Annotated in this window: 13 protein-coding genes; 10 read left to right on the top strand and 3 right to left on the bottom strand. The window is 68.4% G+C overall.

Translation table 11 applies throughout. The annotated features are described in order from the left end of the window. Positions 1–230: 230 nt before the first annotated feature. From ACXRVZ_RS13810 to ACXRVZ_RS13800, 3 genes are read right to left on the bottom strand one after another with little or no spacing between them, the layout of a single operon-like run. On the bottom strand, positions 231–1922 hold the full coding sequence (locus ACXRVZ_RS13810; RefSeq protein WP_457420131.1) for an ABC transporter ATP-binding protein: 1692 nt from the start codon (positions 1920–1922) through the stop codon (positions 231–233). A 4-nt stretch (positions 1923–1926) separates the two neighbouring features. Further along, complete coding sequence (locus ACXRVZ_RS13805; RefSeq protein WP_457420129.1) at positions 1927–2952, bottom strand: ABC transporter permease; 1026 nt, start codon at positions 2950–2952, stop codon at positions 1927–1929. Continuing rightward, positions 2949–3887, bottom strand: a complete 939-nt coding sequence (locus ACXRVZ_RS13800; protein ID WP_457420127.1) for an ABC transporter permease — start codon at positions 3885–3887, stop codon at positions 2949–2951. The genes ACXRVZ_RS13805 and ACXRVZ_RS13800 overlap by 4 nt, the downstream gene beginning before the upstream one ends. Before the next feature lie 143 nt (positions 3888–4030). Between ACXRVZ_RS13800 and ACXRVZ_RS13795 the strand changes: the two genes are divergently transcribed. The 10 genes from ACXRVZ_RS13795 to ACXRVZ_RS13750 all read left to right on the top strand — a co-directional run bounded on the left by ACXRVZ_RS13795 (position 4031) and on the right by ACXRVZ_RS13750 (position 14438). Further along, a complete protein-coding gene (locus ACXRVZ_RS13795) occupies positions 4031–5830 on the top strand; it encodes an ABC transporter substrate-binding protein (protein ID WP_457420125.1) in 1800 nt (599 codons plus the stop codon). Continuing rightward, on the top strand, positions 5827–7635 hold the full coding sequence (locus tag ACXRVZ_RS13790; protein WP_457420123.1) for an ABC transporter substrate-binding protein: 1809 nt from the start codon (positions 5827–5829) through the stop codon (positions 7633–7635). The genes ACXRVZ_RS13795 and ACXRVZ_RS13790 overlap by 4 nt, the downstream gene beginning before the upstream one ends. A 103-nt stretch (positions 7636–7738) precedes the next feature. Next, positions 7739–8080, top strand: coding sequence for a PspC domain-containing protein (locus ACXRVZ_RS13785; protein WP_457420121.1), 342 nt, complete (start codon positions 7739–7741; stop codon positions 8078–8080). Between the two features lie 153 nt (positions 8081–8233). Next, entirely contained in the window at positions 8234–9841 is a 1608-nt protein-coding gene (locus ACXRVZ_RS13780) for a wax ester/triacylglycerol synthase family O-acyltransferase (RefSeq protein ID WP_457420119.1), read from the top strand. A 4-nt stretch (positions 9842–9845) separates the two neighbouring features. After that, entirely contained in the window at positions 9846–10469 is a 624-nt protein-coding gene (locus ACXRVZ_RS13775; protein ID WP_457420117.1) for a hypothetical protein, read from the top strand. Continuing rightward, complete coding sequence (locus tag ACXRVZ_RS13770) at positions 10466–10990, top strand: hypothetical protein (RefSeq protein WP_457420115.1); 525 nt, start codon at positions 10466–10468, stop codon at positions 10988–10990. Before ACXRVZ_RS13775 ends, ACXRVZ_RS13770 begins: the two co-directional genes overlap by 4 nt. A 98-nt stretch (positions 10991–11088) precedes the next feature. Beyond that, on the top strand, positions 11089–11931 hold the full coding sequence (locus tag ACXRVZ_RS13765; RefSeq protein WP_457420113.1) for an esterase/lipase family protein: 843 nt from the start codon (positions 11089–11091) through the stop codon (positions 11929–11931). A 73-nt stretch (positions 11932–12004) separates the two neighbouring features. After that, entirely contained in the window at positions 12005–12796 is a 792-nt protein-coding gene (locus tag ACXRVZ_RS13760; protein ID WP_458232479.1) for a DUF4184 family protein, read from the top strand. 69 nt (positions 12797–12865) lie between these two features. Continuing rightward, complete coding sequence (locus ACXRVZ_RS13755) at positions 12866–13462, top strand: ATP-dependent Clp protease proteolytic subunit (protein ID WP_457420109.1); 597 nt, start codon at positions 12866–12868, stop codon at positions 13460–13462. Between the two features lie 79 nt (positions 13463–13541). Continuing rightward, positions 13542–14438: an alpha/beta fold hydrolase gene (locus ACXRVZ_RS13750; RefSeq protein WP_457420107.1), complete on the top strand. Its 897-nt coding sequence runs from the start codon at positions 13542–13544 to the stop codon at positions 14436–14438. Positions 14439–14471: the final 33 nt, after the last annotated feature.

Genomic DNA, 14471 nt, shown 5'->3' with positions numbered 1-14471 from the left:
GGCCGAGGCCGCCGCGGCGGGCGGCGCGGCGGCGCGGTCGCCTTCGCCCGGCGAACAGGCGGTCAGCAGCAACGCGGCCAGGGCGGCCAGCGCGGCGGTCAGCGTCGATGAGAGGGCCTGGATTCGGTGCATCACGGGCGGAGTAGGAACTTGTGGTCCCGAACCGCTCATTTCAGCGCGGTTCGGGCGCAGCGCCGCCTCGGTGTTGCACGGGCCAAGTCCGAGACCGTTCAAATTCCACGCGCCGCACCCGGTCGACCGGTGTAGCCGCGCGGCACGGCGCCCAGCAGGCGGCGCGTGTAGTCCTCGCGCGGCGCGGCGATGAGATCGGCCGTGGCGGCCTGCTCGACGACATCGCCGTTCTGCATGACCAGCACTTCATCGGCAATGAACTTGACGACGGCCAGGTCGTGGCTGATGAAGATGTAGCTCAGGCCGAACTCGTCCTGCAAATCCTTCAGCAGGTTGAGCACCTGGGCCTGCACCGACACGTCCAGCGCCGACACGGCCTCGTCCAGCACCAGCACCTCGGGTTGCAGCGTCAGGCAGCGCGCGATGGCGATGCGCTGGCGCTGGCCGCCGCTGAACTCGTGCGGATACTTGGCCATGGCGCTCTCGTCCAGGCCGACTTTCTCCAGCAGCGCCACGGCACGCGCCTCGCGCTCGGCGGTGTTCGCACCGATGCGGTGGATCTCCATCGGCTCGCGCAGCGTCTGGCCGATGGTGAAGCGCGGGTTCAGAGAGGCATAGGGGTTCTGGAACACGACCTGGATGCGGCGGCGCATCTTCTGCCAGTCGGGGCCGCTCATCTTCAGCAGGTCCTGGCCCTCGAACAGCACCTGACCGCCCGTGGGTTCATGCAGGCGCAAGAGCGTCAGACCCATGGTCGTCTTGCCGGAGCCGGACTCGCCGACAACGCCCAGCGTGTGGCCCTTGCGCAGCTTGAAGTTCACGCCCTTGACGGCCTTGAACTCGCGCTTGCCGAACAGGCCGTCCTTGAGCCAGAAGCTCTTCTGCAGGCCGGTCACTTCCAGCACGACGGGCGCGCTGTCGTCCTTGGTCTGGGCGTTGCTGCCCGCGCCGCGGCCGGCAATGTGATCGTCGATGACCATCAACCGCGCCGGGCTCTCGGTGAGGGACGGGCGGCAGGCCAGCAGCGCCTTGGTGTAGGCGTCCTGCGGCGCGTTGAAGATCTGCTCGACCGGTGCGTTCTCACGCACCTGGCCATGGCGCATGACGACGACCTGGTCCGAGATCTCGCCGACGACGCCGAGGTCGTGCGAGATGAACAGCAGGCTCATCTTGTGGCTCTCCTTGAGCCGCGCCATCAGCTCCATGACCTGGCGCTGGATGGTCACGTCCAGCGCCGTCGTCGGCTCGTCGGCGATGAGCAGCTTGGGCGAGCAGGCCAGGGCCACCGCGATCATGACGCGCTGCTGCTGGCCGCCGGACAGCTCGTGCGGGTAGGCCTTCAGGCGCCGCCGGGGCTCGGGGATGCCGACCTCATTGAGCAGTTCTTCGGCGCGCGTCAGCGCCTGGCGGCGGCTCATGCCCATGTGCTTCATCAACGGCTCGCAGATCTGCGTGGCGACGTTGAAGACGGGGTTGAGCGAGCTCATCGGGTCCTGGAAGACGCAGGCGATCTCCTTGCCGCGGATGGCCTGCAACTCGCGCTGGCTTGCCTGCAGCAAATCACGTCCCTGGAACAAGATGCGGCCGGTGCGCTCGGCATTGCTGGGCAGCAGGTTGAGCACGGACATGGCCGTCACGCTCTTGCCCGAGCCGGACTCGCCGACCAGGGCCACCGTGCTGTTTTCCGGCACGTCGAAGCTGACGCCCTTGACGGCGAGCTGGCGCTGCATGGCGCCATCGACCTTGCCCATGCGGAAGGCGACCTTGAGGTCTTGGATGCTCAACAGCATGGCTTTACTCCAGACCTCGCAGCTTGGGATCCAACGCATCGCGCAGCGCATCGGTGAACAGCGCGAAGGCAGTGACGAAAGCCGCCATGAAGGTGGTCACGGCGGCGAGCTGCCACCAGTAGCCCAGGATCATCTCGTTCTGGGCCTCGCCCAGCATCGTGCCCCAGGAGACCTGGTTGACGCCGACGCCCAGGCCAAGATAGCTGAGGATGACTTCGGCCTTGATGAAGCGCACCACGTGCAGCGACAACTGCACCAGCGCCACGTGCGACACATTGGGCAGGATGTGCTTGAACATGCGCGAGGCCGACGACGCGCCGATGGCCTCGGCCGAGCGCACGTACTCGCGCGAGCGGTGCTTCATGAACTCGGCGCGGATGAGGCGGTAGATGCCCGTCCATCCCGTCAACGCCAGGATGATGACGACCGAGCCCACGCTGCGTTGGAAAATGGCTGCGAAGGCGAAGATCAGCAGGATGTCCGGGATGGCGGTGAAGACGTTGTAGATCCACTCCAGGAAGTCGCCCACCTTGCCGCCGAAGAAGCCCGACACGGCACCCAGCAGCGTGCCGATCAGCGTGGCGACGAGGGCCGCCGCCAGGCCCACGAAGATGGACACCTCGGCCCCCTTGACGACCTTGGCCAGCACGTCGCGGCCCAGTCGGTCGCCGCCCAGCGGCAGCGTCTCCGCCTTGGTCACCTCGTCCGTCTTGAAGGCCTTGGCGCGCTCGGCCCATTCGGCATAGCGCGGCGCCAGCGGGTCGATGTCGGACAGGTCGACATTGGGACCCTTGGGCGCGGCGATGGTGCCGGTGTCCTCGGCCGGCTGCGGGCCGAGCAGCGTCGGCGGCGCATTCGGCACGCCGACCTCCTGCTGCCAGCTGGACGCGACCAGGTTGGTGGCCGCCAGCAGCACCAGCAGCAGGAAGGCGCCGACGATGCCCATGGAGACGACGCCGACGCGGTCGGTCTTCAGCCGGCGCCAGGACGCGGCCCAGACGCCGCCGGAGGAGTTGGACACGGCGCTCATTTGAGGACCACGCGCGGATCGACGAACTTGTAGAGCACGTCGACGAGCAGGTTGACCGTCATCGTCAGCGCCGCCAGGTAGATCGCGAAGGCCTGGATGACCGGGTAGTCACCGCGGTTGACGGCCAGCAGCAGCTCGCGGCCGAGGCCGGGGATGGAGAAGAACACCTCGATCAGGAAGCTGCCCACCAGCACGCCCGGCAGCAGCACGGACACGTTGGTCAGGATGGGAATCATCGCGTTGCGCAGCACATGCCTGAGCAGCACGGTGCCCTCGGTCATGCCCTTGGCGCGCGCGGTGCGCACATAGTCGTGGCCGATCTCGTCGAGGAAGAAGCTGCGGTACAGGCGGATCTGCGGCGCCATCGACACGGCCACGGCCACCAGGACGGGCAGCGGCGCATAGGTCGTCAGGTTGGTCCAGTGGTTGCCCGTCCAGCCCTGCACCGGGAACCAGCCCAGGCGGAAGGCGAATATGTACTGCGCCAGGATGACGTAGACCAGCAGCGAGATGGACACCGCCACCGTCGTGGTCACCATCACCGAACGATCGGTCAGGCTGCCGCGCACGGTGGCCACGGCCAGCGCGAACGGAATGGCCAGCGCCACTTCGAGGATGAGGATGGGCACGGTCACCGTCAGCGTGGCCGGCAGGCGCGTCGCGAACAGGTTGGCCACCGACTCGTTGGTCGCCCAGCTCTTGCCCCAGTCGAAGGTGACGATCTGCTGGATGAAGATCCACAGCTGCTGCCAGACCGGCTTGTTCAGGCCGAGCTGCTCGCGGATGGACTCGATCTGCTCGGGGCTGGCGTTCAGGCCACCAAGGATGATGGCCGGGTCACTGCCGAAGTATTTGAAGAGGAAGAACACCAGCAGCACGACACCGAGCAAGGTCGGGATCATTTGCCAGAGGCGTCGGATCAGATAGGCCGCCATCGGGGCTCCAGGAAACTACGAACCCGCCGCCGGTGCCGGGTTACACGGGAAAACCGGGGCGAGTCTATGCGAGCCGACTTGGCCCGCGGCCTGACGGTTTCACTAGACTCCGCGCTTCCCCAGAGCCTGCGCGCCTTTCCGCAATGAAGTCTTCCCTCCTGCTGGCCGGTCTGCTGCTGGCCTGCACCGTCGTTGTCACCCCAGTCCAGGCCCAGGACAAGGTCCTGCGCCAGGCCTTCAAGGTGGCCGAGACCGGCTTCGACCCGGCCCAGATCAGCGACCTCTACTCCAAGGCCATCGTCGCCGGCATCCTGGACGCGCCGCTGGAATACGACTTCGGCGCCCGCCCGTTCAAGCTGCGCCCAGCCACGCTGGCCGAGATGCCCGAGATCAGCGCCGACTTCAAGACCATCACGATGCGGGTCAAGCCAGGCATCTACTTCGCCGACGACCCGGCCTTCAAAGGCAAGAAGCGCGAGCTGACCGCCGAGGACTATGTCTACAGCGTCAAGCGCCACTACGACCCGCAATGGAAGAGCCCCAACCTCTACCTGCTGGAGAACGTCAGAATAGTCGGCCTGTCGGAGCTGCGGCAGGAGCTGATGAAGGCCAAGAAGCCCTTCGACTACGACCGCGTCGTCGAAGGCCTGAAGACGCTGGACCGCTACACCTTCCAGCTCAAGCTGGGCGTGGCCGACCCGCGCTTCGTCTACCAGTTCAGCGACGCCGGCTTCCTGGGTGCGGTGGCACGCGAGGTGGTCGAGTTCTACGGCGACAAGATCATGGAGCACCCGGTCGGCACCAACGCATGGCGCTTGGGCGAATGGCGGCGCAGCTCGCGCATCGTGCTGGACAAGAACCCCAACTACCGCGACGTGCGCTACGTGGAGACCGCGCCGCCGGGCTCCAGCGCGCAACTGCAGGCCGAGGTGGCCGCGCTGCAGGGCAGGAAGCTGCCGATGGTGGACCGTGTCGTCATCGACATCATCGAGGAGGCCCAGCCGCGCTGGCTGTCCTTCCTCAGCAACGAGTCCGAGGTCATCGAGGAGGTGCCCATCGACTTCGCCAGCATCGCCATGCCGGGCAACAAGCTGGCGCCCAACCTCGCCAAGCGGGGCATCACGATGACGCGCTACCCGCGTGCCGATATCTCGCTGAGCTACTACAACATGGAAGACCCGGTCGTTGGCGGCTACACGCCCGAGAAGATCGCGCTGCGCCGTGCAATCAACCTGGCCGTCGACCTGGACAAGGAGATCCGCCTCGTGCGCCGCGGCCAGGCGCTGAAGAGCCAGAGCCCAGTACCGACCGTCACCTACGGCTTCGACCCGGCCTTCAAGTCCGAGAACAGCGAATACAACCTGCCCAAGGCGAAGGCCTTGTTGGACATGTACGGCTACAAGGACGTCGACGGCGACGGCTACCGCGAGCTGCCCGACGGCAAGCCGCTGTCCATCGAGTATTCGACGCTGGCCGACGGCGAGCGCCGCCAGCTCGCCGAGCAGTGGCAGAAGAACATGGATGCGGTGGGTATCCGCATGAGCTTCAAGATCGGCAAGTTTCCCGAACAGCTCAAGGCCGCCAATGCCGGCAAGCTGCAGATGTGGGGCGTCGGCTGGGTGGGCACCACGCCCGATGGCGACACCTTTCTCGCGCTGGGCTCCAGCGCGGCCAGCGGCAAGGCCAACAAGCCACGCTTCGCGCTGCAGGCCTTCGACCGCCTCTACGAAAAGCAGAAGGCCCTGCCCGACGGCCCCGATCGCGCCGCGCTGATGCTGGACGCCCAGCGCCTGCTCGTCGCCTACGCGCCCTACAAGTTCCATGTCCACCGCCTCTGGACCGACATGGCCCAGCCCTGGGTGCGCGGCTACAGCCGCAACATCTTCGTGCGCGACTACTGGAAGTACGTCGACATCAACACCGCCGCCCTGCCCAAGCCATGAAACAACTGCACGCCGCGCTCGCAGGCTGCCTCTGCGTCTGCATTTGTCTGATGGCGCCCGCGCACGCGGCGGAACCCGTCAAGACGCTGCGTTATGCCTTCCGCATCGCCGAGACCGGCTTCGACCCGGTGCGCATCTCCGACATCTACTCGCGCACCGTCACCGCCCACATCTTCGAAACGCTCTACGCCTTCGACCCGCTGGCCCGGCCGACGCGGCTGATACCGCTGCTCGCCGCCGGCGAACCCGAGGTCAGCGCCGACTTCAAGACCTTCACGATCAAGGTCCAACCCGGCATCTATTTCGCCGACGACCCGGCCTTCAAGGGCAGCCGGCGCGAGGTCACGGCCGCCGACTTCGTCTACAGCATCAAGCGCTTCGCCGACCCGGCCAACAACGCGCAAGCCTGGGTGGCCTACGAGGAAAACAACATCGTCGGCCTGACCGAGCTGCGCGAGCAGATGCTCAAGAGCAAGAAGCCCTTCCCTTACGACACCGAGATCGCGGGCCTGCGCGCGCTGGACCGCTACACGCTGCAGATCAAGACCAACGCGCCCCGCCCCCGCCTCATCGAATCCATCTTTGCCGGCAACGACCTCTACGGCGCCGTCGCGCGCGAGGTGGTCGAGTTCTATGGCGACAAGATCTCGGAGCACCCGGTGGGCACCGGCCCCTTCGTGCTGAAGGAATGGCGGCGCAGCTCGCAGATGATCTTCGAGCGCAACCCCAGCTACCGGCAGCGCGTCTACGAGTCCCAGCCGGGGCCCGACGACAAGGAGGCGCAGGCCATCTACGCCCACTTCAAGGGCCGCCGCATCCCGATCGTCGACCGCGTCGTCATCGACGTCATCGAGGAGAACCAGCCGCGCTGGCTGTCCTTCCTGAACAACGAGCACGACTTCATCGAGCGCGTGCCCGAGGACTTCATCACCCAGGCCGCACCCGGCGGCAAGATCGCACCCAACCTCGCCAGGCGCGGCATGCAGGCGGTGTTCACGCTGGCGCCCGACATGACGCTGACCAGCTTCAACCTGGAAGACCCGGTCGTCGGCGGCCTGACGCCCGACAAGGTCGCGCTGCGCCGCGCCATCTCGCTGGCCTACGACGTGAAGAAAGAGATCAAGAGCGCCCGCCGCGGCCAGGCGGTGCCGGCGCAGGCGCCCATCGTGCCCAACACCAGCGGCTACGACCCCGCGTTCAAGAGCGAGATGAGCGACTACGACCCGGCGCGCGCCAAGGCTTTGCTGGACATGTATGGCTATGTCGACAAGGACGGCGACGGCTGGCGCGACCTGCCCGACGGCAGCCCGCTCGTCATCACGCGCAACACTGAGTCCAACTCGCTGAGCCGCGCCATCGATGAGCTGTGGGAGAAGGCGCTGCGCGCCGTCGGCATCAAGCTGCAGATCAAGATCCAGCAATGGCCCGAGAACCTGAAGGCCGCCCAGGCCGGCAAGTTCCAGATGTGGCCCGTGGGTTCGACGGCGGCCTCGTCGGACGGCCAGGAGGCGCTGCAGCGCCTGTACGGGCCGGCCGCCGGCACGCAGAACCTGCCGCGCTTCAAGGACGCGCGCTTCGACGCGATTTACGAGCGCATGCAGGCGCTGCCCGACGGCCCCGAGCGCGAGGCGCTGTTCAAGGAGGCCAAGCGCATCGCCGTGATCTATCTGCCCTGGAAGGTGCACGCCCACCGCATCGTCACCGACATCGAACAGCCCTGGATGAGCGGCTTTCGCCGGCCGCTGTTCTGGCTGGACTTCTGGCAGTTCGTTGACGTGGACCCGAGCAAGCAGCCTGTCCGTTGAAATCAGCAGGCGCATCCCACGGATTCGACCGACCGTCGCAAGCAGCTCGCGGGCACGTGCCCTGCCGTTAGGCTTCAGCCCATCAACCGCCAAGGAGCCCCAAATGAACGACGCTGAAGAACTCAACAAGCTGGCCGACCTGCACGCCCGCGGCGTGCTCAGCGACGATGAATTCGCCAAGGCCAAGGCCCGCGTGCTTGAACGCTCGCTGGGTCAGGCAGCGCCCCCTAGCTACGGCAGCACGGCCGGCCCCAACCTCGGCGCCGTCAACGGCCTGCGTCGCGCGCGGCTGGACCGCTGGATCGGCGGCGTCTGCGGCGGCATCGCCCGCACGACCGGGCTGGACTCCTGGGTCTGGCGCCTGATCTTCGTCGTGCTCTTCCTGGCCTTCGGCAGCGGCATCCTGCTGTACATCCTGCTGTGGATCTTCGTGCCGGAGGAATGAGCCCACCCCCTACGGCCTGACGGCCGCCCCCTCAAGGGGGCACTGCCAGTGGCCCGGCAAAGCCGGTTCCACGGCAGTCACTGGAGGGGTCGGCCCTGACGGGCCTCCGCAGGAATCATCGCTATGCTGGGTTGATAACTCAGGAGACAGCCGATGAAACAGCTCGCCGGCCTCGACGCCAGCTTCCTGTACCTGGAAACGCCGCAGATGCCGATGCATGTCGGCGCACTGCACCTGCTGGAGCTGCCGACCGGCTACGACGGCGACTACATCGAAGACCTGCGCGAGCACATGCGGGCACGCATGCCGCTGTTGCCAGCGCTGCGCCGCAAGCTCATCGCCATGCCGCTGGGCCTGTCCAACCCCGGCTGGGTGGACGCCGACCCCGACCTCGAAGAGCACATCGTCGAAGTGCCCCTGCCCGAAGGCAGCGGCATGGGCGAGCTGGAGGCGCAGGTCGGCGCGCTGCACCCCGTGCTGCTGGACCGCAGCCGGCCGCTTTGGAAGTTCCGCGTCTTCACCGGCCTGGAGCCGGGCCCCGAGGGCCAGGTGCGCGTGGCCCTCTACACGCAGCTGCACCACGCCGCCGTGGACGGCCAGGCCGCCGTGGCGCTGGCCCAGGTCATCCTCGACCTCAGCCCCGAGCCACGCCCCATCGAGTCGACCGCCGCGCGCGGCAAGAAGCGTGGCCAGCTCGGCACCGTCGGCATGCTGCGCGCCGCCGTCTCCCAGCAGTGGCAGCAGACCGTCAAGCTCGCCCGCTCGCTGCCCAGCGCGGCCAACATCCTCGGCAACATGGCCGTGGGCTATGTCGGCGGCGCGGCGGCCGGCGGCTCGGTGGACAAGCTGCGCACGCTGCTGGCCAGCGTGGCCGCGCAGACGAGTTCAATCGTGCGCGGCAAGACAGCCGTGTCCAGCCTCGGCCCGGCGCCGCGCACACGCTTCAACGTGAGCCTGTCGGACACGCGCTCCTTCGCCGGCGTCACGCTGCCGCTGGCCGAGCTCAACCGCACGCGCAAGCGCCACCACGCCAGCCTGAACGACGCGGTGCTCTTCGTCATCGGCGGCGCGCTGCGGCGCTACTTCGCCAAGCACGGCCCGCTGCCGCGCAAGAGCCTGGTCGCCGCCGTGCCCGTGTCCACCCGCGCGGCCGGCGACACCACGGCCAACAACCAGGCCACCATGACCTTCATGAGCCTGGGCACCCACCTGGCCAACCCGGCCGAGCGCCTGGCCCACGTCATCGCCGCCAGCAAGGCCATGAAGGCGCAGATGGCCCAGCTCAAGAGCCTGATGCCCACCGACTTCCCGTCCTTGGGTATCCCCTGGCTGATGCAGGCCGGCGCCATGCTCTACGGCCGCGCCAAGGTGGCCGAGAAGCTGCCGGTGGTGGCCAACGTCGTCATCTCCAACGTGCCCGGGCCGCAGCTGCCGCTGTATCTGGCCGGCGCGCAGATGTTGACCAACTACCCCACCTCCATCGCCGTGCACGGCCTGGCGCTGAACGTGACCGTGCAGACCTACAACCAGTCCCTGGACATCGGCCTGATGGCCTGCGGCGAAGCGCTGCCCGAGATGGGCGAGCTGGCGGCGTATGTGGATGCGGCGTTCATGGAGTTGCAGGCCTTGCCGGTGACGGAGGTCGTCGAGCCCGAGCCAGCGCCGGTGGTGAAGAGGCCGGCGGCGAAGAAAGCGCCGGCCAAGAAGGTTGCCGCGAAGAAGACCGTGCCGGCAAAGCGGCGCACGGCGAAGGCCGCCTAGGCGCGTGGACGAGTCGCTGTCGGACCTGCTCTTCTGGAGCGCGCTGGCGGTTGGCGGGGCCGCCATGGTCTGGCGCCTCACGAACGACGACGGCGATCCGAAATCCCGGCAGCGGCGCGAGCTTGAGAAGCGCCTCGCCCGCTACCCGGCCAGCGCCGGCGCCGTCATCATCAAGGCCCAGCCACGGCGAGGGTGGTGGCGACTTGCGTTGGCCGCTCTGCTGGCGATCGCCCTGATGTTTGCATCTACCTACATGCGCAGCGGTCTCAGCCTCGTGTGCGACCGCGTCGGCGCGGCGGTGACCGCACGTTGGCTGATGCTTGCCGTCTTCCCCGGATTTCCCGTCGTGCTCACCCCAGTGCTCGCCTTCGAGTTTGCGAAGGCCGTCCGCATCTGGCGCGGTGGCTACGCGCCGCCACTGGATACCGTGGTGTTTCAGGACACCATCGCCGTGACGGGATGGCGCGCCAGGTTGCAAGCCGTGCTGGGCCTGGTGGTGATGCCGATGCTCTTCGGCCTTCTCTTCCACACAGCCTACGGCTTTCGTCAGTCCTTTGAGGACTCAAGAATGCAGGGCGCCAAGTGCCCCGCCTGGCCGTCGAATGACAAAGGAGGGTTGCGTCGATGAACGACGTGACGCAGTGCCAAGGCTGCGGCCAGACGCTGCGCTCGCCCGACGCCGTCTGCTCACGCTGCGAGGCCGAGCTGGCCGAACCACCCGCCCCACCTGGCCGCCACATCTGCCCGCAGTGCCACGCGAACTTCGCAGCGCTGGCACAAGTCCCCTGGCCACCCAAAGTGCCCTGGTGGCGGCCCACGACGATGCGGCTGCAATGCCCGCACTGCGACGCGCCGCTGCGCGACCGGCATGCCGTGCAACCACCCGGCTGGCTCGTCGCCGTGGTCATCGCCTGGGTGTTCGTCGTTCAGCTCTTCACCATGGGCTGGACGCGCATGCTGCTGGGGTTGCCAGTGGTCATCGCGCTGTATGGCCCGCTGATCCGGGCGGCCTGGAAGAGTCGGCAGAACGCGGCCGACCCGCACCGCTATGTCGTCGGCACCACCCGCTTCTGGGCTCAGGGCAACGAGAAGCTGGAGCGCGCGGTGAACCGCCTGCGGCAAGGCTCCGGCGATGACCCGTCCCGCTGACGTCGCCGACGCGACACCTCGGCTCCGGGCAAGCACGCCCCGGACCACGCCGCCGGCTGGCTAACAATGCCAGGGCCTCGCCAGACATCGACTCCCGCATGCCCGCCTCCCGCTCGCCGCGCACCTCGCGTCCCACCTCACGCCGCCCCCCCGCGCCCGCCACCACCGCCAGCGACTGGCACGACCTGCACGCCCCCAACGCCTGGCTGCTGATGCTCGAAGGCCGCGCGCCGTGGGAATACGCCGCGCTGCTGGCTACGCTGCCGTGGATGAAGAAGCTGCCGCACGGCGACGGCCATCCGGTCCTCGTCTTCCCCGGCCTGGGCGCCAACGACCTGACCACCGCACCGCTGCGGGCCATGCTGGACTCGCTGGGCTATGCCACCCAGCCCTGGGGCCAGGGCTTCAACTTCGGCCCGCGCACCGGCGTGCTGGAGCAGGCCAAGGCCGACCTGCAGGCGCTGCACCGGCGGCACCACCGCAAGGTCAGCCTGATCGGCTGGAGCCTGGGCGGCATCTACGCCCGCGAGCTGGCCAAGGAATGCCCCGAGCTGACCCGCTGCGTCATCACGCTCGGCACGCCCTTCACAGGCCACCCACGCGCCACGAACGCCTGGCGTTTCTTCGAGATGGTCAGCGGCCAGACCGTGGCCGACGACCACGAGCTGATGGCCCAGATCCGCCAGGCCCCGCCGGTGCCGACGACGTCCATCTACTCGAAGAGCGACGGCGTCGTCGCCTGGCGCTGCAGCGTCAACGAGCCGTCGCCGCTGGCCGAGAACATCGAGGTCCAGGCCAGCCACATCGGCCTGGGCGTGAACCCGATCGCGCTGTACGCGCTGGCCGACCGGCTGGCGCAGCCGGATGGCGATTGGCAGCCGTTCGAGCCGAAGGGGGCGAGGCGGTGGTTCTACAAGACGCCGACCAGTTCGGCGGAGTGACGGGCCGGCTGCCCGCGGAGGCGGGCGCCACGGGCCGAGGCGTTATCGTCCAACCGTCCCTTCATCCGCTCGCTTGGCGACGCACATCAGACCCGTGCCCTGGACCTTTGCCCACCCCGCCGCCATCCTGCCGCTGCGGTCTCTCTGCCCTCGCTGGCTCTCATTCCCCGCCCTGATCCTCGGGGCCATGGCGCCCGACATGAGCTACTACGTCGGCATGCACGGCAAGTGGCGGGCGTTCTGCCACACGCCCGAGGGCATCGTCACCGCCTGCCTGCCGGTATGCCTGCTGATGCTGGCATTGCTGCTGCGCTTTGCCGGGCCGCTGACGGTGCTGCTGCCCGAACCGCACCGCGCCATCGTGCGCGAACAGCTGCGCCCGCCGCCGCACCCGGTGTGGCGGGCCGCGGCGGTGGCTGTGCTGTCCATCCTGCTCGGCGCCGCCACCCACGTGCTGTGGGACTCGTTCACGCACCAGGGCCGCTGGGGCGCCGAGCTGCTGCCCGAGCTGGAAGAGCCGCTGCTGGACGCCATGGACCGGCAGTTCCAGGTCACCCACCTGCTGCAGCACCTGAGCACCGCCGTGGGCGTGGCGGCACTGGCCCTCACGTATCGGCGAACGATGCGTGCCCGGCCACGGGCTGCACCCGCCCCACACGACGCGCAACGCAGGCGCCTGCTGCTGGCCTGCCTGGCAATGGCCACCGTCGTCGGCGCCGCATCGGCCTACGCGCTGACACCCGCCACGCTGCCCGCCTACACCTCGCACCTCCTCGTGCGCAGCGTCGTCTGGAGCACCAGTTGCTTCGCCGCGCTGTTCGTCCTCGCCAGCGTCGCCTGGTGGCGCCGGCTTGGCGACGCCTGATCCTTGAACCCAGATCCACGCCGCCGCGCATCTCGCGGTAAGGTATCGCCCTTAACCCGGACCTCCCCCATGCAACACCACACCCTCGCCGCCGAAGACAAGGCCGCCAAGAAAGACGCCCCCGAGAAGCAGGAAGAGCAGCTGCTGTTCAAGGGCCGCTTCGTCATGGTCTTTGGCGAGATCGACGACAAGATGGCACTGGCCACCTGCCGCCGCCTGCTGGCCCTCGCGCAGGAGTCCGACGCGCCAATCACGCTGCTGATCTCGTCGCCGGGCGGCCATGTGGAGAGCGGCGACGCCATCCACGACATGATCCGCTTCGTGCGCGCGCCGGTGAACGTCGTCGGCACCGGCTGGGTCGCCAGCGCCGGCACGCACATCTACCTGGCCGTGCCCAAGGAGCGCCGCTTCGCGCTGCCCAACACGCGCTTCATGATCCACCAGCCGGCAGGCGGCGCCGGCGGCCAGGCCAGCGACATCGCCATCCAGGCCAAAGAGATCCTGCGCACGCGCGCACGCATCGCTGCCGTCATCGCCCGCGAGACCGGCCAGCCGCTGGAGCGCGTCGCCGTCGACATCGAGCGCGACTTCTGGATGAACACCGACGAGGCCATCGCCTACGGCCTGGTGTCGCGCGTCATCGAGCGCCAGGTCGACCTGGGCTGATCGTCGTGCCCCCACGTTCGCTTCTCTCTCTGCCCCCCGAGGGGGCGCCAGCGCCCTTGGGCCGGCCCGGCGGGCGCTGATGCAGGTCTCCGCCAACGGCGTCCAGATCGAGGTCGACGTCCGCGGCCCGGAAAGCGGCGAGCCGCTGCTGATGATCATGGGCCTGGGCATGCAGCTCATCGCCTGGCCCGAGGGCCTGGTCGATGAGCTTGTAGGCCACGGTTTTCGGGTCATCCGTTTCGACAACCGCGACATCGGCCTGAGCCAGCCTTTCGACAAGCTGGGCGTGCCCAGCGTGCCGCTGGCGGCGCTGCTGCACACGCTGCACCTGCCGGTGAAGGCGCCTTACCAACTCGCCGACCTGGCGCGCGACGCCGTCGGCGTGCTGGACGCTCTGGGAATCGCCAAGGCCCACGTCTGCGGCGCCTCTATGGGCGGCATGATTGCCCAGCACCTGGGATTCGCCCATGCCGACCGGCTGAAGAGCCTGACGCTGATGATGACCAGCAGCGGCGCCCGCAGCCTGCCGCGCGAGAGCCTCAAGGTGCGGCGCGTGCTGATGTCGCGCCCCAAGCGCGGCGCCACGCCGGCGCAGACGCTGGACAACATCCTCGACCATTTCGTGCGCCTCTACGGCGTCATCGGCAGCCCCGGCTACCCGAGCGAGCCGGCCCAGCTGCGCGAGCGCATCGCTGGCGGCGTGCGGCGCTCCCTGCGCCCCGAGGCCGCCGCCCGCCAGGTCGTCGCCATCGCGGCGGACCGCCACCGTGCCGAGCGCCTGCAGCGCATCACGGCCCCCACGCTGGTCATCCACGGCGAGGGCGACGCGCTGATCCCCGTCGCCGCCGCACATGACCTGGCACGGCGCATTCCCGGGGCGCGGCTGGAGGTCATCCCCGGCTGGGGTCACGACTTGCCCGAGGCGCTGTGGCCACGGCTTGCGGCCGAGATCGCGGCCATCGCCAAGCACGGCTGACGCTCCCGAAGCGTCGGCGCGCTTTACATCTGT

Source organism: Roseateles sp. P5_E8, assembly GCF_054177665.1.
Note: the sequence above shows the minus strand (reverse complement) of the source record. Positions and strands in the feature narration are given on the sequence as shown.

What these genes read in the sequence shown, in the direction of transcription:
- ACXRVZ_RS13765 (WP_457420113.1), top strand. Translation starts at nt 11,089, where the DNA reads ATGCCCGCCTCCCGCTCGCCGCGCACCTCGCGTCCCACCTCACGCCGC.
- ACXRVZ_RS13780 (WP_457420119.1), top strand. Translation starts at nt 8,234, where the DNA reads ATGAAACAGCTCGCCGGCCTCGACGCCAGCTTCCTGTACCTGGAAACG.
- ACXRVZ_RS13785 (WP_457420121.1), top strand. Translation starts at nt 7,739, where the DNA reads ATGAACGACGCTGAAGAACTCAACAAGCTGGCCGACCTGCACGCCCGC.
- ACXRVZ_RS13800 (WP_457420127.1), bottom strand. Translation starts at nt 3,887, where the DNA reads ATGGCGGCCTATCTGATCCGACGCCTCTGGCAAATGATCCCGACCTTG.
- ACXRVZ_RS13770 (WP_457420115.1), top strand. Translation starts at nt 10,466, where the DNA reads ATGAACGACGTGACGCAGTGCCAAGGCTGCGGCCAGACGCTGCGCTCG.
- ACXRVZ_RS13755 (WP_457420109.1), top strand. Translation starts at nt 12,866, where the DNA reads ATGCAACACCACACCCTCGCCGCCGAAGACAAGGCCGCCAAGAAAGAC.
- ACXRVZ_RS13750 (WP_457420107.1), top strand. Translation starts at nt 13,542, where the DNA reads ATGCAGGTCTCCGCCAACGGCGTCCAGATCGAGGTCGACGTCCGCGGC.
- ACXRVZ_RS13810 (WP_457420131.1), bottom strand. Translation starts at nt 1,922, where the DNA reads ATGCTGTTGAGCATCCAAGACCTCAAGGTCGCCTTCCGCATGGGCAAG.
- ACXRVZ_RS13790 (WP_457420123.1), top strand. Translation starts at nt 5,827, where the DNA reads ATGAAACAACTGCACGCCGCGCTCGCAGGCTGCCTCTGCGTCTGCATT.
- ACXRVZ_RS13795 (WP_457420125.1), top strand. Translation starts at nt 4,031, where the DNA reads ATGAAGTCTTCCCTCCTGCTGGCCGGTCTGCTGCTGGCCTGCACCGTC.
- ACXRVZ_RS13805 (WP_457420129.1), bottom strand. Translation starts at nt 2,952, where the DNA reads ATGAGCGCCGTGTCCAACTCCTCCGGCGGCGTCTGGGCCGCGTCCTGG.